At 59.8% G+C, this 22,233-nt stretch carries 17 protein-coding genes; 9 read left to right on the plus strand and 8 right to left on the minus strand.

Going from position 1 to position 22,233, the window contains the following annotated elements:
* Positions 1-902 precede the first annotated feature (902 nt).
* The 6 genes from EDC14_RS22465 to EDC14_RS22490 all read right to left on the minus strand — a co-directional run bounded on the left by EDC14_RS22465 (position 903) and on the right by EDC14_RS22490 (position 8,430).
* Positions 903-1,334, minus strand: coding sequence for a hypothetical protein (locus tag EDC14_RS22465; RefSeq protein WP_132016636.1), 432 nt, complete (start codon positions 1,332-1,334; stop codon positions 903-905).
* 29 nt (positions 1,335-1,363) lie between these two features.
* Positions 1,364-4,105 carry a GH36-type glycosyl hydrolase domain-containing protein gene (locus EDC14_RS22470; RefSeq protein WP_132016638.1) on the minus strand — a complete coding sequence of 914 codons (2,742 nt, stop codon included), beginning with the start codon at positions 4,103-4,105 and terminating at the stop codon, positions 1,364-1,366.
* A 50-nt stretch (positions 4,106-4,155) separates the two neighbouring features.
* Entirely contained in the window at positions 4,156-5,190 is a 1,035-nt protein-coding gene (locus tag EDC14_RS22475; protein WP_132016640.1) for a LacI family DNA-binding transcriptional regulator, read from the minus strand.
* A 75-nt stretch (positions 5,191-5,265) separates the two neighbouring features.
* The gene (locus tag EDC14_RS22480; RefSeq protein WP_132016642.1) at positions 5,266-6,120 is read right to left on the minus strand and encodes a carbohydrate ABC transporter permease; all 855 of its coding nucleotides are present in this window, start codon (positions 6,118-6,120) and stop codon (positions 5,266-5,268) included.
* A 20-nt stretch (positions 6,121-6,140) separates the two neighbouring features.
* Complete coding sequence (locus EDC14_RS22485) at positions 6,141-7,055, minus strand: carbohydrate ABC transporter permease (RefSeq protein ID WP_132016644.1); 915 nt, start codon at positions 7,053-7,055, stop codon at positions 6,141-6,143.
* 79 nt (positions 7,056-7,134) lie between these two features.
* The gene (locus tag EDC14_RS22490; protein WP_132016646.1) at positions 7,135-8,430 is read right to left on the minus strand and encodes an ABC transporter substrate-binding protein; all 1,296 of its coding nucleotides are present in this window, start codon (positions 8,428-8,430) and stop codon (positions 7,135-7,137) included.
* Positions 8,431-8,892: 462 nt separating this feature from the next.
* Between EDC14_RS22490 and alaS the strand changes: the two genes are divergently transcribed.
* Together alaS and EDC14_RS22500 are read left to right on the plus strand one after the other, a co-directional pair.
* A complete protein-coding gene (gene alaS, locus EDC14_RS22495; protein WP_132016648.1) occupies positions 8,893-11,511 on the plus strand; it encodes an alanine--tRNA ligase in 2,619 nt (872 codons plus the stop codon).
* Between the two features lie 639 nt (positions 11,512-12,150).
* On the plus strand, positions 12,151-12,972 hold the full coding sequence (locus EDC14_RS22500) for a histidinol-phosphatase HisJ family protein (RefSeq protein ID WP_132016650.1): 822 nt from the start codon (positions 12,151-12,153) through the stop codon (positions 12,970-12,972).
* A gap of 32 nt (positions 12,973-13,004) precedes the next feature.
* On the opposite strand, the gene EDC14_RS22505 is transcribed toward EDC14_RS22500, so the two are convergent.
* On the minus strand, positions 13,005-13,637 hold the full coding sequence (locus EDC14_RS22505) for a TetR/AcrR family transcriptional regulator (protein WP_165908237.1): 633 nt from the start codon (positions 13,635-13,637) through the stop codon (positions 13,005-13,007).
* Positions 13,638-13,803: 166 nt separating this feature from the next.
* On the opposite strand from EDC14_RS22505, the gene EDC14_RS22510 reads away from it, so the two are divergent.
* From EDC14_RS22510 to EDC14_RS22520, 3 genes are all read left to right on the plus strand, one after another.
* A complete protein-coding gene (locus EDC14_RS22510; protein ID WP_132016654.1) occupies positions 13,804-14,514 on the plus strand; it encodes a flavodoxin family protein in 711 nt (236 codons plus the stop codon).
* Positions 14,515-14,553: 39 nt separating this feature from the next.
* Complete coding sequence (locus EDC14_RS22515) at positions 14,554-15,195, plus strand: MBL fold metallo-hydrolase (RefSeq protein ID WP_132016656.1); 642 nt, start codon at positions 14,554-14,556, stop codon at positions 15,193-15,195.
* Positions 15,196-15,516: 321 nt separating this feature from the next.
* Positions 15,517-16,272 carry a YwmB family TATA-box binding protein gene (locus EDC14_RS22520; protein WP_132016658.1) on the plus strand — a complete coding sequence of 252 codons (756 nt, stop codon included), beginning with the start codon at positions 15,517-15,519 and terminating at the stop codon, positions 16,270-16,272.
* A gap of 84 nt (positions 16,273-16,356) precedes the next feature.
* On the opposite strand, the gene EDC14_RS22525 is transcribed toward EDC14_RS22520, so the two are convergent.
* On the minus strand, positions 16,357-17,529 hold the full coding sequence (locus EDC14_RS22525; protein WP_132016660.1) for an MFS transporter: 1,173 nt from the start codon (positions 17,527-17,529) through the stop codon (positions 16,357-16,359).
* Between the two features lie 270 nt (positions 17,530-17,799).
* On the opposite strand from EDC14_RS22525, the gene EDC14_RS22530 reads away from it, so the two are divergent.
* From EDC14_RS22530 to EDC14_RS22545, 4 genes are all read left to right on the plus strand, one after another.
* On the plus strand, positions 17,800-18,348 hold the full coding sequence (locus tag EDC14_RS22530) for a 4Fe-4S binding protein (RefSeq protein WP_132016662.1): 549 nt from the start codon (positions 17,800-17,802) through the stop codon (positions 18,346-18,348).
* A gap of 161 nt (positions 18,349-18,509) precedes the next feature.
* A complete protein-coding gene (locus EDC14_RS22535; RefSeq protein ID WP_132016664.1) occupies positions 18,510-19,484 on the plus strand; it encodes a LacI family DNA-binding transcriptional regulator in 975 nt (324 codons plus the stop codon).
* 171 nt (positions 19,485-19,655) lie between these two features.
* Positions 19,656-20,909 carry an ABC transporter substrate-binding protein gene (locus tag EDC14_RS22540; protein WP_132016666.1) on the plus strand — a complete coding sequence of 418 codons (1,254 nt, stop codon included), beginning with the start codon at positions 19,656-19,658 and terminating at the stop codon, positions 20,907-20,909.
* Positions 20,910-21,065: 156 nt separating this feature from the next.
* Positions 21,066-22,229, plus strand: a complete 1,164-nt coding sequence (locus tag EDC14_RS22545) for a carbohydrate ABC transporter permease (RefSeq protein WP_132016668.1) — start codon at positions 21,066-21,068, stop codon at positions 22,227-22,229.
* Positions 22,230-22,233 lie beyond the last annotated feature (4 nt).

A 22,233-nucleotide genomic window follows, 5' to 3' on the forward strand; every position in this document is an offset into this window, starting at 1 on the left:
ATTGGGTTGTTTTCCAGCAATATCTGTGTGTTCTGCTGAATCTTTTTACTCTAGGTCGGTTTTACCACCGCGACAGCGGTTTCGTTCAAAGAGCTCGTTCAGCGACTGAAAGAGCTCATTCATTCACAAAAAGAACTCTTTTATTCACAAAAAGAGCTTGCTGAACGATTGAAAGAACTCTTTTTCCACAAAAAGAGCTTGTTGGGCGACTGAAAGAGCTCGTTTATCCACAAAACGATCTCATTGAGCCTTCAAACGAATCCCTTATCCGGTAAAGCTCAGGGGGTGAGTCTGGTTTTGGGGCAATGGGACTCGCCCCTTGAGCCACTTAAGGAGTCAGTAGTCACCAGAGTGCCATTCCCCTTTGGAGGCAGCGGATCAGGAAAGCGGAAGGGGAACCTTGGTTTACCGGGGTTTTTAGAAGCCATGTGATAAAGTCTCTTTCCAAACGATTCGACTGGCAAGAGGATTTCAAAACGACTTTATCCCTTGCTTCTCTGAGCTTTTGTGTTCACCCTGGCCTTCGGACAGGGTTTATCACAACGCTTTTAGAACGCTTTGAAACAAAAAGCTCAGTCAAACATGGTTTGCCTCGCTGCTGAACTTCAAACTTTTCCCGTTCGAGGCAGCTCTCACCCCGGCGCATAGCCCTCACCCCGGCGCAAAAAAGCGTGCGCCGACCCTCTCCCGTCAAAGGCCGGTAGAGGGTTTTGGAACGGATTGGCAAGGATAACAAGCTTCGACACCCTTCTCCCGGGCCGATGCCGGGAGAAGGGCCGGGGATGAGGGCCACACCGAGCGGGCTTACGAAAGTCACCCGGGAACTCACCTCTTGAGCGAATTAGGAGCCAGTAGTAATGGGAGCGCCATGGGGCGATAGCGGGAGGAGTTGAAAGAAAGCATCATGCAGAGGGGTATAAGCCGGCCGAGCGGTCCACCAGGAACTGCCGCTGCGGCTCATTCAGAGGATACTCCGGCGAATTGGCGGAGCCGGTGGTTTGATTCTCCACGATCAGCACCATGGCGTCCGGGCTCAGCGTATGGGTGTGCCAGGCCGAGCGTTTGACATTATATAATTTTAAGGGCTCCAGCTCTTGGGCGAATACTTCACCGATGGTCGCTTTGCCGTCACCCAGGAAAAGCAGGCAACGGCCCTGCAGCAACAGAAACACCTCGTCGGTCTGGTCGTGGCGCTGCATCTTGGTGATCCGCGCCGGCAGCAAGTCGTCGCAGTGGCGCAAGATCGCCACCCGCCAGGACTGAAAATCGATCACCGGCAGGTAGCCCGGACCGGTATACTCCCGTATCTCCAATAAATGTTCGGGGATGGACATCGTCGATCGCTCCTTCGTCTGATAGTAGTTTATCCGAGCTCCACCACGAGCCGGCAATCATCCTGCGGGAGGTTCTCCAGCAGGTCCCGGGGGATCACGGCATGGTCGCCGGAGATGGCCGGCGCAGCCGGACTGGCCTGAATGGCGACCTTTTGGATGCGGTATTGGCCGTAGTCCAGCAGCTTCGGGTTATGGTAAAAGACCCGTACTTTTTTCCCGGCAAAGTGCGCGGTCACACTGGCGTTTCCCATGGCGTCGAACTGCTCCCTGACCAATTTGGGCTGGAGGAGGAGATCGCCCAGCCGCCCCTTGACGCCGAAAACCTCGGTCAGCATCGTGAGCAATAGCCAGCTGGCGGCGCCGGTCAGATAATGATACATGCCCCGTCCGTTCCCGTCGATGTACTCGGGTACCCCGGGATAGATCCGGCTCGTGGCAAAATCATTGCATAGTCCGTAGATGGAATGCAGGACCGTATAGCCCTCCCGGATAAAGCCGCGCTGGTATAGCGCGTTGGCGTACATCACCGCCATGTGGCTGAACATGGCGCCATTCTCTTTGTGGCCGTACGCGAAGCCAAAGCCGCGGCCGAGATTGGTTTGGACGCCGCCGAAATCGGTGATCAGCCGGTAGCCCTTTTGGACCGGATCCTGAAGATAGCGGTCGACGGCGGCCACGATCCGGACGATCTGCTCCGGGGTCGCAATGCCTCCCATGATCGGGAAGACCTGGCCGGTGAGGGTCATGCGGACCCCGGCCGGATGATCCCCCTCGACCCGCTGGCCGTCATTGTCGTAGTAGCCGTTAAACCACTGGTAGCCCTCGCGGTTTTCGATCCATTCGTGATCCCGGAGCCAGTGGAAGAGCCAATCGGCTTTCTGGCGCAAATTCGCCGCGAGCTGCCGGGTCCGCACCCTGATTTTCCGGCCGGAGATCCGGTGGCGGCACGCAGCAAAATACTCATCCAGCAGCGCCTGTTTCCCGGAGACGGAGTCATAGTCCGCCGGGTCCGGGCCGAGTTTCAAGAGCAGCAACAGTTCGGCGGCGAGTTCCACTTCGTCGAGGCCCAGCCGTTCTTCCAAGGTTTCCACCATTTCGCTCAGCTGCAACAGGTTGGCGGCATAAAAGGCGGTAAAAGCCACGCTCTCCCCGCGTTCCGCCGCCATGTCCAGGGCGTCGTTCCAATCCGCTCCTTCGAGCCGGATGGCATGGTGCGCTCCCACATTATAGAACTGGGTCAGATTTTGGATCAATAAGTGCTCCAGCACGGTTCCGGTATAAATCCGGCCGTCCTCCCGGCGCAGCCGGCTGCCGTCCTCGGGTTGCCAAAGCGGATCCCGCCGCCGGGAACGATAGATCTGGGCGTCCTGGAAATAACTCTGTTCGGCCAGGAGAAACCGGAGATCGCCGCTTTGATCGATGTATAATTGGGTGGTGAGGAACGGCCAGGCGCCGTGATCCATCCAGACCCGGCAGATATTGTTGCGGTCGGCGATGAATTCCCCCGGCGCGGCGCCGATGATCGTGGCGTTGCTGCCGTCGATCCGCACCCCGGCGAAGTTGTTGAGCAACAGCGAACGGACTTCGCCGGGGTTTTGGAGCAGGAGCGCCAGGCAGTCTTGCCAAAGATCGCGCCAGCCCCGGCCGCCCCGGCCGTAATCGTGGTGGGGCAGGAAAGAGCAACCGTAGATCCGCCGCAAAATGGGCTGGAGGCCGACCCAGCGCATCCAGGGTCCGAAATTCGGATCGCCGTTGGTGAATGTCAAGCGCTCCAATTTATTTTCCCAGAATTTTTGATTTTCCGCCAGATAAGCGTCGAAAGCCGTCTCCGAGCCGTAGCGCTGCATCAGCGTTGCGCTGTCGGCGGAGTCATCCCCGATGGCCAGCACCAGGAGATAGGATTGCGACTCACCCGGCTGCAGGATTTGCTCGGCAAACCGCAACGCTCCGATCGCTTCGTAACCGCCCAACCGGGCGCCGGCGGCGTGAGCAGGGGGCAGATTCCGGACCACTGCTTCCGGCCAATCCAAGGAACCGCCCTCGCCGATGAATTCCGGGACGATGGGAAAAAAGCCGCACGGCGGCCGGCCCTGGCCGTCGGATCCCAGCACGCTGTAGGAAAGATGGTTTAATTGGTGGCCCCGCTCGTCAAAGCAGAAGGTCGGCCGGACGACCACGCCGTGCTCGGTGACGGCGATCCGGTGGAGCAGGGAAGTGACATGGCGGTGATCGCGCAGGTTATCCGCTGAGCGGCCGTATATGGGAAGCGCGGCGGTGGGAGTGAATCGTAGCGGCCGGTCGCCGCGGTTGCTGACGGTGACCTTCATCAACTCCACCGTCGCCGCGTGGGCCGGCACAAAGTTGATGACCTGGGCGACCAACCCCAGTTTCGGAAGCTCCCGGAGCAGTTTGTGCCAGAGAAAGCCCGCTTCCAGCGTCGCCCGTTCCTGCTCGTTTCCAAACCGGTCAGCCAGTTGGCGGGCGGAATTGCCGGTGACGGACCAGGGGCCGTAACCCTCGACATAGAGCCAGAAGTTCCGGGCGGAGCGGGTATTGTGGAGATCTTCGGCCGAGACCGGCGTCATCAGGAAACTGTTCTGGCCGGTTTTGATATCGCCGTGGAGTTGCGGCGTGATGGCGGACATCATGCCGGCCTCATTGGCCAGCGGGAAATAAAGGTAGCTGGTACGCTGCGGCTCTTCCAGCCGGAAGCTGCCGCGCTCATCGATGAAGGTCCAAGCTTGAACCGCTGGATGCTTATGGTTGTTCATAGATAGATGAATCCCTTTCGTTTATTGGCGTTCTGCAGTGCAGTATGGTATCAACTGCGGGCGAATCCGGTGGACTGGCGGACCACGAAATTGGTATTCACGGATTCGTGTCCCAGCGCGGTCTCTTGAATCGCTCCCACCAGCTCCCGGATCAACGCCTGGCCCATCTCATACTTCGGCACATTGATGGTGGAGAGGGGCGGATTCAGGTAGCCGCTCATCAGAATGTTGTCAAACCCGATCACCGACATCTCCTCGGGTACCCGGATGCCCGACTCCTGCAGGGAGTGCAGGGCGCCGATGGCCAGTAAGTCATTGAAGGCAAAGACTGCGGTGATGGTGCGCTCCGTGGCCAGGGCTTCCCGCATGGAATGGACCCCGGTCATGATCGTGTCGGAGCCGCCGGAGAAGAGCAACTTGGGGTTGTAAGCCAGGTCCGCTTTTTGCAGTGCTTGTTTGTAGCCCAGCAACCGGGGATCGCCTTCGCTGAGTTCGGCGTTGCCGGTGATGGCGGCGATCCGCCGGTGCCCCAGGCTGATGAGGTAGGAGACCGCCTGCTCGCACGAGGAGACGGATTCGAAGTCCACCGTGGCGATTCCGTCAAAATCGACTTCCGCCGCGTCGAACGGCCAGGCCGAATCGCGGCAGACCGCGATCGGGACTCCTTGGGTGTGGAGCTTGGCGACGGTATGGATGGTCCGCCGGTCCATATAGGAGGCGATGGCCACTCCCTCCACCTGGCGGCGGATGAATACCTCCAGATAATTCTGGATCTCCTTGGTCGACCAAGCGGTGCACAACATCGTCACATAACCGTGCCGCTCCGCTTCGGCGGTCGCGCCCCGGACGATCTCGGCATTGGCCGGATTGTCGATTCCGGTGACGATCAGTCCCAGTTCGCCGGTTTGGCGCCGTTTGCGGCTGAGGTTCTGGGCCATGAAATCGGGCTGGTAATGGAGCTCTTTCATGATGCGTTTCACTTTGTCGCGCTTTTGCGGTGAAACATTGGGCGAATTGTTGATGACGCGGGAAACGGTGCCCACCGATACGCTGGCGGCTCGCGCAATATCTCGTAGAGTAGCCATCAAGGGTCCTCCTTCATTTTCAACAGAGGATCTTCCGGCTGTCGTCAGCCGGCGGGGTGCTTCTTCAATCCCATTTTAACCCTTAATTCCCCCGGTAGTAACCCCGGAAATGATATTCCGCTGGAAGAAGACGAACAGGAGAATCATTGGAATGGCGGCAATCGCCGTGCCGGCCATCAACATCTCGTAACGGGTAAAATATTGGCCCTGGAAAACCCGGAGCCCGACCTGGATGGGCATCCGCTCCTTCTGGCTAAACATGATCACGGCCCACAGGTAATCATTCCAGGTGGCCAGGGCCGTGAAGATCAGCACCGTCAGCCAGGCCGGTTGCGACAACGGGAGCATGATCCGGGCAAAGATCTGGAACTTGCCGCAACCGTCCAACCGGGCGGCCTCCTCGAACTCTTTGGGAATGCTTTCGAAGAAACTTTTCAGAATAAAGATGGCGGTGGCGAGGCCGCTGGCGATCATCGGCAGGATATAGCCCAACCGCGTCCCGGTCAGGTGCAGCTTGTTCATCATCAGGTATAATGGGATGAACGAACCGGGGATCGGGATCATGAGCGACCCGATCAGAATGTAAAAAATCAGGGTTTTCCCGGGTATCGCCAACCGGGCGAAGCCATAAGCGCCCAATGTCGCCACGGCCCAGACTCCGGCGACCACCGCAACGGTGTAAAGGGTGCTGTTCAAAAAGTAGAGGGCGAAGTTGGCCTGCTGCCAGGCGGTGCTGAAATTATCAAACCGCCAGACCTTGGGGATCAGGTGATGCCCGATGAAGGCCTCCTGGGTTCCTTTCAGGGCGGTGGAAAACATCCACAGCAGCGGGAAAAGCGTGAGTAATGCCGCCAGGAGCAAAACCGCTTCGCGCAGCCATGCTCCGGAACGTTTCCCCGGTTGATTCACCCGCAGAGTATGATCGGCCATGAAGCGTTCTCCTTTCCGGCCTAATCGTAATTGTAACGTTTGGCGATCTCCAGTTGGAACAGGGAGATGATCAGCATGGTCAGGCCAAAGATGACCGAATAGGCGCTGGCGTAGCCGTAATGATACCCTTTGAAACATTCGTCATAGATGGACTTGACCGGAACTTGGGTGGCGAATCCGGGACCGCCGCCGGTCATCGCCTCAATCAACGGAAACATTTGCATGGCGCCGAGGATGGTCAGGATGGTCACCACCGTCAGCACCGGCCGGAGCAGCGGCAGGGTAATGTGGCGCAGGGTTTGCCAACTGTTGGCCCCGTCGACCCGGGCCGCTTCGGGGAGCTCCGGCGCGATACCCTTCAGCGCCGCCAGGAAAAAAACGAAGGAGTAGCCGAAGCCGGACCAGATCGAAGTGGCCGAAACGGCGTACAGAGCCGTCGACAGATCGCTCAGCCAGGAGCGGCTCAGGAAGGCGAGGCCCGTTTGGGCCAGGAAAAAGTTTAAAATCCCCGAAGCGGGGTCGTAGATCCACTTCCAAACATACCCCACCACCATGGGAGAGAGGATGGTGGGAATGTAAAATACCACTTTATAGAACTCGCTGCCCCGAACGCCCCGGTCCACGAGGTAGGCGAGGAATAAGGAGCAGGATTGCATCACCACCACGCCCAGGATCGCGAACTTGGCCGCGTTGCCCATAGCGGTCCACCAATTGGGGTCATAGGTAAAGATCAATTGAAAATTGCGCAGCCCCACCCAGGTGCGGGTGGGTTCGATGCCGTTCCATTTGAATAGGGAAAGATACACCGTGCTCAGAATCGGATACAGGCTGAAAACGGAAAAGACCAGGATGGCCGGGAGAATGAAAAGGAAGTTCCCGGCGCAATCCTTGGTTTGGCGCCACCGTTTTTGAATGGCCGGAGCTGGGGCGGGCATTACCGATCACCTCGCGCGAAAGGAGTTCCGGAAGTCCGGCGGACCGGACTTCCGGATGGCGAAAATTCCGAGTCAATCGTTATTTCAAGGAGGCGGCTTCCCAGGCCCGGTTGACCTCTTGGACCACCTGTTTGGGGGTTTTTTGCTTCAGGATAATCGACTGGATGCCGCGGGTAATCTGAGTGTCCACCTCATTGCCGCGCGACTTCAGGATGTTCGGAATGATCCGGCCGGCGTCGTCGGCGAATTGCCCGACCGCGCCTTCCAGTTTGACCTGCTTGGTAACTGCCGAGCTGGCGGGGAGATTGAAAGTCTCCTTGGCATAGCGGGCCTGCTGGGCCGGGGCGGTCAGCCATTCCAGGAATTTGACCGCGTTCTCCCGGTTGGGACTGGCGGCGTTGACCGCCAGAACCACGCCGTAACCGCCTTGGATATACACCCGGTGTTTCCCCGCGGACGGCGGCAACATGGCGCCGATCTTCGGGACCAGTCCGGGATTGGTGGCCTTGACGACGCCGATCCCCCAGGAACCGTCATAAAGAATGGCGCATTTCTCCTGGGCGAAGAGGCGTTCGGCGTCGGGATTGTCCCAGGTGGCCACGCCATCGGCATAAACGCCGGCGTCGCGCATCGCCGTGAAGACCTGGAACGTTTTGATCCAGTTGGGATCGGTCAGCCGTTTGCCTTGGTTTTGGGCGGCCACCATGCCGGTTTCGCCCATGATGTTCCAGGCGTAGACCTCCCAGAGGCTGATCCCCAGCCAAGTGCCGAATCCGGCCGCGAACGGCGTGATTCCGGCGGCGCGCAATTTCTTGCAGGCCGCCAGAAACTGGGTCATGGTCGCCGGCGGCTGCTCCGGATTCAGGCCGGCCTTTTGAAACAGTTCTTTGTTATAAAGGAATTGCATGTTGACGGAGTCCAGCGGCAGACCGTAGAGGCCGGGCTCGACGCCGTACGGATTGCCCTTGGCAAAGGAGATGTTGCCGAGCAGCGAGGCGATATAATTGCTGCGCCAGGCGCCCGAGACATACTTGTCGAGGTTCAACATGCCGCCGGCTTTGATCCAGCGCGATTTGGCCTCGATCTTCACCGGATCGCCGCTGCCGTTGGTGGTGTAAATATCCGGGGCGGTCCCGGCTTGAATGGCGGCCTCCATCTTCCGTTCCACATCCTGATCGCCCGGGAACAACTGCACATCGACCTTGATTCCGGCGGCTTTCTCGTATTCTTTGGCGAAGTTCTCCATCAGATCTTTCCGGTCGACCATGTAGTGCCAGAAAGTAAGGGTTTTGGGAGCGGCCAGCGCCAGAGGGGCCGTGACCGACACGGCAATGAACAGAGCCACCAGGAAAAGCGACCAACCTTTTTTCTGCACAATAACGACCTCCCTTTTTTGGAATCGGTTCCAAACTTTAATACATATTCATTTCGTTCCTAAAATATCCTGCAATCCAAAAGAAAAAATTTACAAATTTTCATGATCGAGGATAAATATCGGCGGCCCGCAGCGTTGATCTCCTCATAAACGCTTGACAATCATCAGAGAACCGGCATTTCCGTCTTTTTGGAACCGTTTCATATTGGGAGGGCTCCGCTCTTTTTGGCAGGACCGCCTTCGAGAGCCCACAATTGAAGTTATTATTGCCATGAAGCGGGTTTTCGTTTAAAATGGGAGGTAGTTTAAAAGCGTTGTGATAAACCCTGTCCGAAGGCCAGGGTGAACACAAAAGCTCAGAAAAGCAAGGGATAAAGTCGTTTGATATCTTTTGGGAAGGCATTTTTCGGTTCGTAAGACTTTATCACAAGGCTTTTAATTCGAACAGAGGAGGATTTTTTCGTGAAATCCGCAAGCCAGATACGCCAGGAATTTCTCGACTTTTTCCAAGAAAAGGGGCATACCATCGTTTCCAGCGCCTCTTTGATTCCACATAATGATCCGACCCTGATCTTCACCAACGCCGGGATGAACCAGTTTAAGGACGTTTTTCTCGGGACCGGTACCCGGACCTATCACCGGGCGGCGGACTCTCAAAAATGCATCCGGGTGAGCGGCAAACACAATGACCTGGAAGAGGTCGGCCGGGATACCTACCACCATACCTTCTTCGAGATGCTCGGCAACTGGTCCTTTGGCGATTACTATAAGAAGGAAGCCATCGCCTGGGCGTGGGAGCTTTTGACCGGACGCTGGGGCCTGCCCAAGGACAAACTCTACGCCACGGTCTATCAGACCGACGAGGAGGCCGAATCCCTCTGGAAGCAGGTCACCGACATCCTGCCGGACCATATCATGCGTTTCGGGGAGAAGGATAATTTCTGGGAGATGGGCGACACCGGCCCGTGCGGCCCGTGTTCGGAGATTCATATCGATCTGGGACCGGAACGTTGCGACAAAGGGCATATTCCCGGCCACGTCTGCGGAGTCAATGCCGGCTGCGCCCGCTACATCGAACTCTGGAACCTGGTTTTCATTCAATATAACCGCAAGGGGGACGGCAGCCTGGAAGAGCTGCCCGCCAAGCATGTGGACACCGGAATGGGTTTCGAACGGATCGTCTCGGTGCTGCAGGGGCAACGCTCCAACTATGACATCGACCTGTTCCGCCGGATCATTCAAGGGATCGAGGAGGTAACCGGCCAGAGCTACGCCAAGGCCGAGCACCAGGTGGCGATGCGGGTGATCGCCGATCATATCCGGGCGCTGACCTTCGCCATTGCCGACGGCGCGTTGCCTTCCAATGACGGCCGGGGTTACGTGCTCCGCCGGATCCTGCGCCGGGCGGCCCGTTTCGGCCGGACCCTGGGCATGACCGAGCCTTTCCTGTACCGGGTCATCCCGCACCTGGCCGAGGCCATGGGCGCGGCCTACCCCGAGCTCCTGCAGCAACAGGCCCATTGCGAGCTGGTGAACAAGGCCGAGGAGGAAGGCTTCAACCGCACCCTGGACAAGGGGATTGAATTATTCGAAAGCATCGCCGCCCGGCTGGCGGCAGCCGGCGAAACGACGGTCGCCGGGGAGGATGCTTTCAAACTATACGACACCTACGGATTCCCGCTGGACCTGACCCAATTGATGGCCGAGGAGCGGGGTCTGACGGTCGATCTGGACGGCTTCGACCGGGAGATGGAGAACCAGCGGAACAAGGCCCGCCAGAGCGGCAAGTTCACCATGGCCGAGGATCAGACGCGCTGGGAGACCCTGGCCGAAGAGGCTCATTCCGTTTTCCGCGGTTACGAAGTTTTGGAGACTCCGGCCCGGCTTTGCCTAGTGGGCGAGGATCCGGACTACTGGCAGCTGGTCTTCGATCAGACGCCGTTTTACGCCGAGTCCGGCGGCCAGGTCGGCGACACCGGGACCATCCGGGCCGACGGCCGGGAGTTTGCGGTGGCGGATACCGTGAAGCTGAACGACCGCATTGTGCACCGGGTGCGCAAGGCCGGTCCGTTCCCCAAGGAGGCCCGGGAGTTTCAGCTGGCGGTCGCGGCCGACCGGCGCCGGGCCACCGCGGCCAATCATACCGCCACCCACTTGCTCCAGGCGGCTTTGCGGCAGGTACTCGGGGAGCACGTGCACCAATCCGGTTCCTCGGTTGCGCCGGAGCGGCTCCGTTTCGACTTTACCCATTTCGAGAAGATCACCGCTGAACAACTGGCGGAAGTGGAAAGCCTGGTTAACCGGGTGATCGGCCAGGGCATCGCGGTCTGTACCGAAGAGACCACTCACGAGGAAGCCCTGGCGGCCGGGGCGATGGCGCTCTTCGGCGAGAAGTACGGCGACCGGGTCCGGCTGGTGCGGGTGCCCGGCTTCAGCGCCGAGCTGTGCGGCGGCACCCATGTGGCCAATACCGCGCAGATCCGCTGGTTCCGGATCGTCTCCGAGAGCAGCGTGGCCACTGGGGTGCGCCGGATCGAGGCGGTCACCGGGGACGAGGCGTTCCGGATGGCCGATGCCGAAAGCCGGACCTTGGATGAGCTGTGCGGCCTGCTCAAGACCGATGCCGGCCAGGCGGTGGCGCGTTTGCAGTCGCTGTTGGACGACCTCAATAAGTACCAGAAAGAATTGGCCAAGTCCGGCCAGGATCAGGCGGCGCAGCAGGTGAAGGAGTTGTTCGGCCGGATCCGGCAGGCTGCGGCCGGGCGGTATCTGGTGGCCCGGGTGGACGGTCTGAGCATGGAACTGATGCGGGAGGCCGTCGACAAGCTGCGCGACCAGATGGGCAGCGGCGTGGCGGTGCTCGGCGCGGTCACCGAGGGGAAGGTCTCCTTCGTGGTCGGCGTCACCAAGGACCTCACCGGGACGGTGCAGGCTGGCAAGATCATCAAGGCGGTCGCGGCCGAGGCCGGCGGCGGCGGCGGCGGACGGCCGGATCTGGCCCAGGCCGGCGGGAAGGATGCCGCCAAGGTCGATCAGGCGCTGGCGGTCGGGGAAACGATGGTCAAGGAGTTATTGGGATAAGGATAGAGGCGGACGCGTTCCGCCTCTTTTGTTTTTGGGGAAAAGGATGGTCCGGATTCGGGATTGGCGGATTCGAGTCTGGGGAGAATAGGCTATAATTAAATGATGGCAAACTATCTTCTTGATCCATTCCAATAAGACATCGGAAGTCTACATTTGATGGCTCCGGGCGCAAGGTCAGGGATGGCGAAAGCAGCTCTCAGATGTATCAAGAAAGTCCGGAAAGTTTTCGTGATTTCTTTGAAAGCATGCCGATGGGGAGACTATTCCTGGCTCCCCACACCCCTCCAGGACCAAAGGGTGTAGTGGGACACCCTTTGGAATCCGCCCACCCAGAACCGAGGTTCCGGGACCTCCTTTATGCATCCATGGTCTTTGTCTTCACCATCCATGGTCTTCTGCCTGGCTACCGGGTGATGGCTTTCGAACTCCCCTCCGCTGGCGACCGCTGTTTTTCCTCCGGGAAAAACAGCGGCGCTCGTCTCCCTCCATGGAGACGGCTACTGTTGGATGGACTTTGCCCGTCAAATCAGGAAGGGTTCGGGCCGGGGTTCATGGATAAAATACCGTCGGTGGGTAAAGGAGGAGAAGCTTGTTTTTAGAGAATTGACTTACTATACCTATGGATGAGGTGAGCGAATGTATCTGGTGGACTATCACGTGCACACCAAACGCTGCCGGCACGCGGGCGGCCGGGACCGGGAGTATATCGAGTGCGCCATCGGCAAGGGCCTCCGGGAACTGGGCTTCGCCGATCACGTGCCCCGCTTCTACGAGCCGGATAAGCCGGGTAAGGTGAGCGAGCGCGGCATGGCCTGGTGCGATCTGGACGAGTATATCGGGGCGGTGGCCGGCTACCGGAAGGAATACCGGGGGGAGATCGTCATCAAGCTGGGCTTGGAATTGGACTTCGTGCCCGGCTGGGAGCGGGAGACCGAGCGGATCGTCAGGGATTATCCTTGGGACTATGTGATCGGATCGGTCCATTTCTTCCCGGAGTGGAATTACGGCTATATCGCCCGGGAACAGGAGCATGGGCCGGAGGAGATCTATCCCTTGTATTTCCGGCGGGTGGCCGAGGCCGGGGAGAGCGGATTCTTCAATATTTTGGGCCATGTCGACCTGCCCAAACGTTCGTTTCCCCGGCTGGCGCCGGAGACCATGGCCGCGCTCCACCGCGAACTGGCGGTCCGCCTGGGGAAGGCGGGGGCGGTCATCGAATTGAACACCTACGGCATGCGCGGTTCGAAACTGGGTGATGTCGGCCTCTATCCCGACCGGGAGCTGCTCGTCCTGTGCCGGCGGGAAGGGGTCCGGGTGACGCTGGGCTCCGACGCCCACCGGCCCCGGGACGTGGCGGCCGACTTCGACCGGGCCACGGCGCTGCTGACGGAGTGCGGTTTTGATGAGATTATGACCTTTGAAAAGCGGCAGGTTCGGCCGGTCGCCTGGCGGGAATGAACGGCGCCTCCCGGCCGGGCCGGGAGGCTGCTTCAGGCCCGGACGGCGTCGGACAACAGCCCGAGCGTGAAAAGGATGAATTCCTCGGCGCCGAGACCGTGGTTACCCGCGAAAGAATGGCCGGACTCGGAGAACATCTGAAAGAACCCGCTATGCACGAAAATAAAGGAGTACGCCGCCTTCGCCTCATCCAGATCGGCCCGGATGCTGCCATCGGCTTTCCCTTCCTCAAACACCGCGCTCAGTTCCCCAAACGCGGCGCGCTTCAACTCCAGCAGCTTTTGGCGCTGCGGGACGTCCGGGGCGCTGACCTGAATAAAGCCCGTGTAGAGCAGCAGGAAAGTGTCGGGGTGATCTTTATAGTACTGATAGTAGGCCAATCCGGCGCGTTGGATCTTCTCAAAACCGCTGTCCCCCGCCGCCACCGCGGCGCGAAAATACGCCAAAAGCTGCTGAAATTGCTTGAGCGCCACCGCGAAATAGAGATCTTCCTTGCCGCTGAAATACTGATAGACGGTTCGCTTGGTAAACTGGGCCGCTTTGGCGATCTCGTCCATCGAAGCGCCGTCGAAGCCTTTTTGGCAGAAGACCGCCTCCGCCGCGGCGACGATCTCCGCCTCGCGCGCCTGCCGCTCCTTCTCCCGCCGTGATAATTGCTGTAACAAAATTGCAACTCCTCACCATTGAGTCTGGTATTGACTTCCAGTATACTATTAGTATATTATCTATACTAGAAGAATACCGGATACGCGTTCAGTATATTACAGGAGATGAACCCGTGTCAAGCTTGATTGATTCGAGAAATAGCGGTTTAGCGGGAGGTCGCATGTCATGAAACAAACACCGAAAGTGGTCGGGGTGATCTCCAGCGCCCACCGGAACGGCAATACCGCGGCGCTGGTCCGGGAGGCGCTGGGGGGCGCGGCTGCGGCGGGCGCCACGGTGGAGGAGATCTTCCTGCCCCAGCTGCGGATCGAATATTGCAACGGCTGTTTCCACTGTATCAGCGCGGGGGAGTGTCCCATCGGGGACGATTTCGCCGCCGTCCAAAGCGCGCTGTACGAGGCCGACGGCATCATTCTGGGTTCGCCGACCTATGCCGGGTCGTTTAACGCGGTCATGCAGACGCTCTTCGAACGGCTGGGCATGTATGAGCGGCTCACTTCCTCGCTGGGTGGCAAGTACCTGGCGGGCGTCTCCAGCTGCAGCGGCATGGGCGCGGCGGCGGTAGCCCGGCGCATGGTCCGGCTGATGAGCGGCGGCATCTTCGGGCGGGGTTATGAGAGCGGTACGCTGGGAGTCCCGCTCCGCGGCCGCGAGGCCGCGGCCCTCCCCAAACCACTGCGGCGAGCCCGGAACTTGGGCGGGAAGCTGGTCCGGGATATCCGGCGGGGCCGGCGCTTTCCGCTGCAGAACTTGGCGGGCCGGCTGGTCAGCCGCTGGATATTGCGGCCCAATTTCCGCCGCTTCATTCTGAGCAACCGGGACGGTGGCATGAAGGCCGTCTATCAGAATCTCAACCGGCGGGGGCTGCTGCCCTGAGCCGCGACGCGGCTCGTCCGGCGAGAAGGAGGGAATGCCATGAAGGTTACGGATACCGTTTACGCCCTGGACTCCACCCGCAGTTCCTATGCCTATCTCATTCTGGACCCGGCGGGGAATTGCTTGATCGATACCGGGCTGCCCGGCCGGGGCCGGGCCATCCTGAAGGAACTGGAGGCCCTGGGCGTCCGGCCCGAAACGATCCGCCAAATTCTCTTGACACATTACGATATCGATCACATAGGAAACGCCGCCATGTTGCAAAAGGCCACCGGCGCCGAACTGTGGGGGCCGGCGGAGGACATTCCCTACATATTGGGCGAGCGGGCCCGGCCGGGTATTAAGAAGGCTTTCACGGCGCTCTTTTGGGTCGAAAAACCGCGTGGTATCCAAGCGTATCCCCAGGAGCGGCTCATGGCGGGCCTCCGGGTCATCCCGACACCGGGGCACACCCCCGGTCATGTCTGCCTGCTCTTCGAGGATCTGCTGTTCGCCGGGGACCTGGTGGAGAACCGGGGCGGCCGGCTGAAACCGCTGGGCTCCTGGTTGACGTGGGACGGGGCGGTATTGCGGGACTCTTTGGCGAAAACGGCGGAGTTGTCTTTCCGCTGGATCTGCCCGGCGCACGGCGCGCCGGTCGAACGGGGCGACCGTTGGAAGCCGGAGACTCTCTGGCGGTAACTCCGCCCCGGCGGGGCGGTCCCGGGCTCCGTCCCGCACTTCCTCAAGATTTTTCCCCAACCGCCGCGGTTCCTCGGGTCATTGCGGTAGCCGCGACGGGGAGCGCTGTCGTTGATTCGGTTACAAAATGAGCCGTGACGGGGCTCGCCGCAGCGCCCGGGGCAACGCCGTTTCATCCGGCGCTCCCCCGCAAACCCCCGCGGGCAGCCGGAACGGGACGCCGCCCGGCCGCGCCGCCGGCTGCTTTTATGAAAATTCCCGTATCACCGTATATTTCATTTCCAACCCACCGACACTGAAGAGTGTAAGGAGGGATTGGCAATGATTCGAAATTTTGCAAGCCGCATGATACTGGCGGGCGTCTTTTTGGTCTTATTCTCCATCAAATTCGTGGATGTCACGGTCGGCGAACAACTCCTGGAGTACCCGCTGGCCATCGCCTGGGAAGCCACGGGGATCCCCTTGACCGGGGTTTCCACCGAGACCTGGACCCAGCTGAATACCCGCTGGATGCCGGAGTACGAACTGAAGAAAACGGCCGAGCAGATTCAGCGCCAGTTGCAATTGCGCCCCAAGACGTCGCTCCTCTCGGGCCAGCAGTCCGAGTTCGCCTATGTTTCGTTTGAGGGGACCCGAGCCGACGGCACGCTGGTGGCGGTGACCCTGCAGTCGACCCGCAACGACAACCTGGTCGAGACCCAGCTGGGCGTGAATACCGTCAACGCCGGGGTGATCCCGGACCTGCGGGGCTATATCGAGAAACTGCGCCGCTCGGTGCTGCCCCTTGGCCGGAACGCCCGGTTCAACGTGGCCCTCTCCGGTGAGCGGAAGGGGAAGATCCCGGTGAATTTGATGCGGGATTTTTCGGGGAAAGCCTTCCGCCGGATCAAGGCGCGGGTGATCGACGCGGCGGTTCAGGACGGGAACATGGTGCAAAAGGGCTACACCAATCTGATCAAGGACGCGGTGAGCTACCGTTCCAGCCAGGTCAATATCGAGCTGAATACCAGATATGATCCGGCCCGCAACCTGACCGAGGTGATCATCGCCACGCCCGACGTGAGCGACGGCGTATGACAGCGGCCGCAGCCGCGGGCTGCGCCGCCCCGGGCCGGGGCGGCGGAAGAAGGACGCCTGTCCGCTGGAAGCGGCAGGCGTTTTTCATTGGGAACGGACGACGCTGGTGCCGGGCCGCCGCTCGGGGAGGGAGAGGGCCAGCAGGGTCGCGATCACCGGGAAGATGAGCAGCAGGCTCAAGGCCGAATGCAAGCCGTAGCTGTCGGCCAACCGTCCCAGCCCCGGGGCGGCCAGGCCGCCGATGCTCACCGCCAGTCCCAGGGTGACGCCGGAGGCCAGGCCGACCCGGTTGGGCAGGTAACGCTGGCCCAGAACCACCATGGGACTGAAAGGGGCGTACAACGCGATGCCCATGGGGATCAAGAGGGCGGTGGCCAGGTAGAGGTCGGTCGTCCGGCTGAACAGCCAGAAGATCGGGAAGAGCAAGGCGAATCCGCCGCCGATCACGGCGCGGTAGCCGAACCGCTCCGCCAGGCGGCCGCCGATCAGGGTCCCGACCGCTCCCGACAGGTAGAGGATGGAGATGCTGCCGGCGCCCAGTGTTTTGGACTGGTGCAGGATGTGGATCCAGTACAAGGGCAAAAAGGTGGTCAGCCCGTAAAAGAGGATCGAGCGCACGATGACCGCGCCGGAGATGCGCAGGAAGGGCGACCACTGATCCGGGGCCGTTCCGGCCGGCGTCGGGGGCTGCTGGGGATCCGGGCCGGCCGGGCAGGAGGCTCCGGCGAAGCGGCGGTACAGAATCAAAGCCACCAGCGCGGGCGGGATGAGCAAGGCCAGGGTGCCCCGGAGGCCCCAGAGCGACAGCACCGCCGTGGCCAGGATGGGACCGGCCGCGAAGCCGGTATTCCCGCCGACCGTGAAGTAGCTCATGCCCACCGCCTTCTGCCGGGCCGAGGCGCTATTGGCGAGCCGGGCCCCGTCAGGATGGAAGAGCGCCACGCCGACGCCGCTCATGGCCACGGAGCAGAGGATCAGGGGATAGGACGGCATCACCCCCGCCAGAGCCAACCCCAGCCCCGCCAGGAATACCCCCAACGGCATCAGCCAGCTCCGGCCGGAACAATCGGAAAAATAGCCGAAGAGCGGCTGGATGATGGAAGAAGTGATATTGGCCGCGAAGAGAATGCCGGCCGCCGCCGCGTAGGACAGGTGGTGCTCGGCAATGAAGAAAGGCAGCAGGGCGGCGATGGCCCCCTGGTTGACATCGGTGAAAAAGTGTCCGGCCGCCAACAGCCAGATGGAACGCGGTTTCATGCAATGAACCTCCTTGTCAATGGAAACTTGGCCGGCTGGGAACTCCCGACGGAGCGGCAGATTCCAGGCTCGGACCAGCTCGATGTGGTATTTTCCTTACCCACCAGTATACCACAGATCCGCCGGCCCGCTGCGGACAATGCCGAAAATTCGCTTCGCCAGCCGAAGCCATAGTCAGTGGAGCATCTTGGGGTTGACAAATTGGCCGCGATCGCATAGGATGATGATAATATCATACCCTATGGGGTATATGTGGAGGTTGATTCGGGAATGAAGCTGAAGCAGATCATTCATCAATGGGCTTGGGTCATCCTGATCGCGTTCTGCCTGATCGGCGTGGCGTATCCGGTGATTGGCGCGGCGGCCCTAATCTGCATGGCGGCGCCGGTAGTCACGGCCTTTTTTAAGGGGCGGATGTGGTGCGGCCATTTCTGTCCGCGCGGCAGCTACAATGACGTGGTCCTGGCCCAATTCAGCCGCAGGCTGAAGCTGCCGCGGCTATTCAAAGGAGCCTGGTTTCGCTGGACCTTTTTCGGGTTATTGATGGCCGCTTTCGCGGTGCAGATCGGCCTGGCCTGGGGAGACCCCTGGGCCGTCGGCAAGGTCTTCGTCCGCATGATCATCGTGACCACCCTGTTGGCCACGGTGCTCGGCCTGATCTTTCAGCCGCGGACCTGGTGCGGGATCTGTCCCATGGGCACCTTGGCCGGAGCGGTGGCGCAGCGCCGCGCGGCCGCCAAAGCGGGGAAGGGGCCGGCCGTCGCGCCGTCCTGCCCCGGGAACGCCGCCAAGCTTCCGCAATCGCCGGAGCGCTCCTGAAACCGGAACGGCGGAAGGAACCGGTCCGTCCGATGGGCGAGCCTCGTGATTCGCCAGAAAAAATGCCTTCGTGGAAACGGGGCATTTTTTTGCGATTCTTGTCAAATGGAAACATTTCCATTACAATGGAATAAAACAATGCGCAGAGTTCGGGGGCAGCCATGTCGACCATCAAAGAGATCGCCAAATTGGCCGGCGTCGGAGTGGGAACCGTTTCGCGGGTTCTCAACGGCGGGCAGAACGTTTCCCAGGAGACGCTGGAAAAGGTGCTGGAGATCTCCCGCAAATTGAACTATAAACCGAACAAGACCGCCCGGAGCCTGGTGAAGGGGCATTATTCCCAGCCGACCATCGGGGTGGTCTTCACCGTCGCCATTCACCCTTTTTTCCAGGAGATTTTGAAAGGCATCTATCACGGGCTGAAGCCGTCCCATTACAACCTGTTGATCTTCAATACCGGAGGCGACCGGAGCGACGTTTTCAACCGGATCCCCTACGAAAATCTGGCCGGGGTGCTGATTGTCTCCACCAAGATGACCCCGGAGGAGAAGCGGCAGCTCAAAATGAACGGGGTCCCCTTTCTGTATCTGGACTATTTCGAGCAGGGCGAAAACTCAATTTACCTGGATAATTTCCGGGGCGGCGGTCTGGCCGCCGAGTACCTGCTGTCGCAACAGGCGGCCAAGATCGCCTTTGTGGGGGAGAATACCCGCAATCAGCAGTTTGAAGAGCGCTACGCGGGGTTCCTCGGCAAGCTGGAGGAGAACGGCTTGGGCATCGTCTGCCGCAAGCTGATCGACATTAAGGTAGACATGCCGTTCGACGTCTATGAGCAGGAATCGTACCTTTTGACCAAGGAGCTGCTGCAGGAGAAGGAGATCGACGGGATCTTTTATTACTGCGACGAATTCGCCTACGGCGGACTGACCGCCCTCCGCGAATTGGGCAGACAGCTGCCGATCATCGGCTACGACGATATCCTGCCCTCGAAATATCTGGAGCTGACCACCGTCCGGCAACCCGCCTATCAGCTGGGGCTGGCGGGGGCCGAGACCATCATGGAGCTGGCGGCGGATCAGAGCGGGGAAGTGCTGAACCAATGCATCCGGCCGGAACTGATGATCCGGTCCACTTAAAAAAGCCCGCCGCTCCGGGGAAGAACGAAAAACTTTCCTCGCCCGATTGACATTTGGAAACGATTCTATTATCATAAAAGGGCGGATGGAAAAATATACATTGGAAAAGCAGGTTGTTTTTTGTCCGAAATGGAAACGATTCCAGCCAAAAATTGCGGAGGAGTGTGAAGTATGAAGAGAAAAAAGATCGTCAGTAGCTTGTTCGTAACCATCCTGCTCGGCGTGATGCTGTTGACCCAATGCGCGTTCGGGGAGACCGCCGCCATCTCCGTCACCGGTACCTGGGGCGGGAGTGAATTGGCCACCTTTATGAAGATCTGTGAGGCGGCGGGGGTGAAGGTGAATTTCAATACCACCCGCGACCTGAATGCGGTGTTGGCCACCGCGGTCAAGGCCAAGACGCTTCCGGACATCGCGATCCTGCCCAACCCCGGCAAACTGCAGGAACTGGCGAAGCAGGGCGTGTTGAAACCATTGACCTACGTCTCCAAGGCCGATCTGAAGAATTACGCCCGCACCTGGATCAGCCTCGGCAGTTACGCGGGCAAATTATACGGGATCTACTTTAAAGTGGCCAACAAGTCGGTCATCTGGTACAATCCCAAAGAATTCAAGAAGAACGGCTGGGCGGTTCCGAAGACCTGGGACGAACTGGTGGCCCTCAACAAAAAGATCGTCGCCGCCGGCAAGACTCCCTGGTCCATCGGCGCCGATATCGGCTGGCCGTTGTCAGACTGGATCGAGAATATCATGATCCGCACCGCCGGCCCCGAGGTATATGAGAAATGGATCAATCATGAGATCCCCTGGACCGACCCGGCGGTGAAGAAAGCCTTCCAGACCTGGGGGCAGATCGTGGGCGACCCCAAGAACCTGGCCGGCGGGATCGACGGGACCCTGGCGACCACCTTCCAGAACGGCGCGGTCGCGGTCTTCCAGGATAATCCCAAAGCCTACCTGTATTATGAGGGCGACTTCATGAGCGGCATCGTCACTTCGCAGCTTCCGAGCGTCAAAGTCGGCGAGGACATGGACTTCTTCGCTTTCCCGGCCATCAATCCCAAGTATGGCGCGCCGGTAGTGGGCGGAGCCGACGTCTTGGTGGCCTTCTCCAACAAGCCGGAAGTCAAAAAGCTGATGAAATACCTCACTACGGTCCAGGCGAACGAGATCGCGGTGCAGGGCGGCTTCCTCTCCCAGAATAAGGGCGTCTCTTTGGATGCCTATCCCAACGTGGTCAGCAGGAACTCGGCCCGGATTCTCACCAAAGCCAGTATTTACGCTTTCGACGCCTCCGACCTGATGCCGCCGGCAGTCGGCAACCAGGGCGGTTTCTGGGATGCTTGCAAGCGGTACATTCAAGACCCCTCCAAGCTGGATGCGATCCTGGCCGATATGGAGGCCCTCGCCAAAAAGAATTACTGAGATCAGACGCCGTGGGCTGCTCCAAAAGTCTCCGTAGCGAATCAACTTTTGGAGCGGCCCTTTTTTATCGTGGAGAAGCGCCAACCGCTGTCGCATTCCCCCGGAAGCTCGGGACGCGGATGCAAGGCGCGGGATTTTGCCAAAGGGAGTGAGCGGATGATAGCAGCAAGCAGCGACCGCAACCGCCGGATTCTGGAATGGACCGGACATTATCTGTGGATTTTGCCGGCCGCGGTTTTGGTTTTTTTCTTTTTGATTCTGCCGACGTTTCAAACCATTTACCTCAGCCTGAATCAGGAGGTCTCGTTCAGCGAGAGCGAATTCAGGCAGTATGTCCTGGATGAGTTGAAGACCGCCAGCGGCCGGGAGGTCACCCGCTACGACCTGTTCCGCGAGATTCCCGGATGGCAAAAGGCGCTGGCCAGGATCGAGGCTCATTACCGGATCCGGGTCGCTCCCGGCGAGATTGACGCCGCGATGACCGTCAAGGATACGGTGGAGCTGCTGACGATCGCCATCAACCAGGCGCTGCAGGAAAACGGCAATGCCCAGCAGTTCGTGGGGTTGAAAAACTACGCCGCGATGCTCGCGGACCGGAACATGCTGACCGCCTTCAAGAACAACCTGCTCTGGCTGGTGGTCTTCACCCTCTTCACGGTCAGCCTGGGGCTGGCCATCGCCGCCCTGGCGGACCGGGTCCGCTGGGCCACGCTGGCCAAGACCATCATCTTTATGCCGATGGCCATCTCCGGCGTAGCCGCCGGCGTGATCTGGAACTTCATGTATTTCAAGGACGTTCATACCGGCACCCTCAACGCGCTGCTGAACCTGCTCGTGAAGGTGAGCCCGCTGCCGGTCAAAACCTTTGAGGGCATCGCCTTTCTGGGAAGGCCCGAACTGGTCAATCTGGCGCTGATCGCGGCCGGCGTCTGGATGCAGGTGGGTTTCTGCACGGTGATCTTTGGCGCCGCTTTGAAGGCGGTCCCCGTGGAACTGCTGGAGATGGCCAGGATCGAGGGGGCCAAAAACCTGCAAGTATTCTTCAAGATCGAATTGCCCATCATCCAGTCGACCATCGTGGTGGTGGTGACCCAGATGATCATCTGGGTGCTTCGGGTCTTCGACATTATTTACGCGCTGACCAAGGGCGGACCCTTTAATTCCAGTGAAGTGGTTGCCAACCGGATGTATATGACGGCATTTAACGAAGGCAATTTCCAGTACGCCGCGGCCATGGCGGTGATCCTCTTCATCGCGGTGATCCCGATCCTGATCATGAATATCCGGAATCTGGCCTATGAAGACAGCGTTCGCGAATAGCGGG

The organism is Hydrogenispora ethanolica (assembly GCF_004340685.1).
Taxonomy (GTDB): domain Bacteria; phylum Bacillota; class UBA4882; order UBA8346; family UBA8346; genus Hydrogenispora; species Hydrogenispora ethanolica.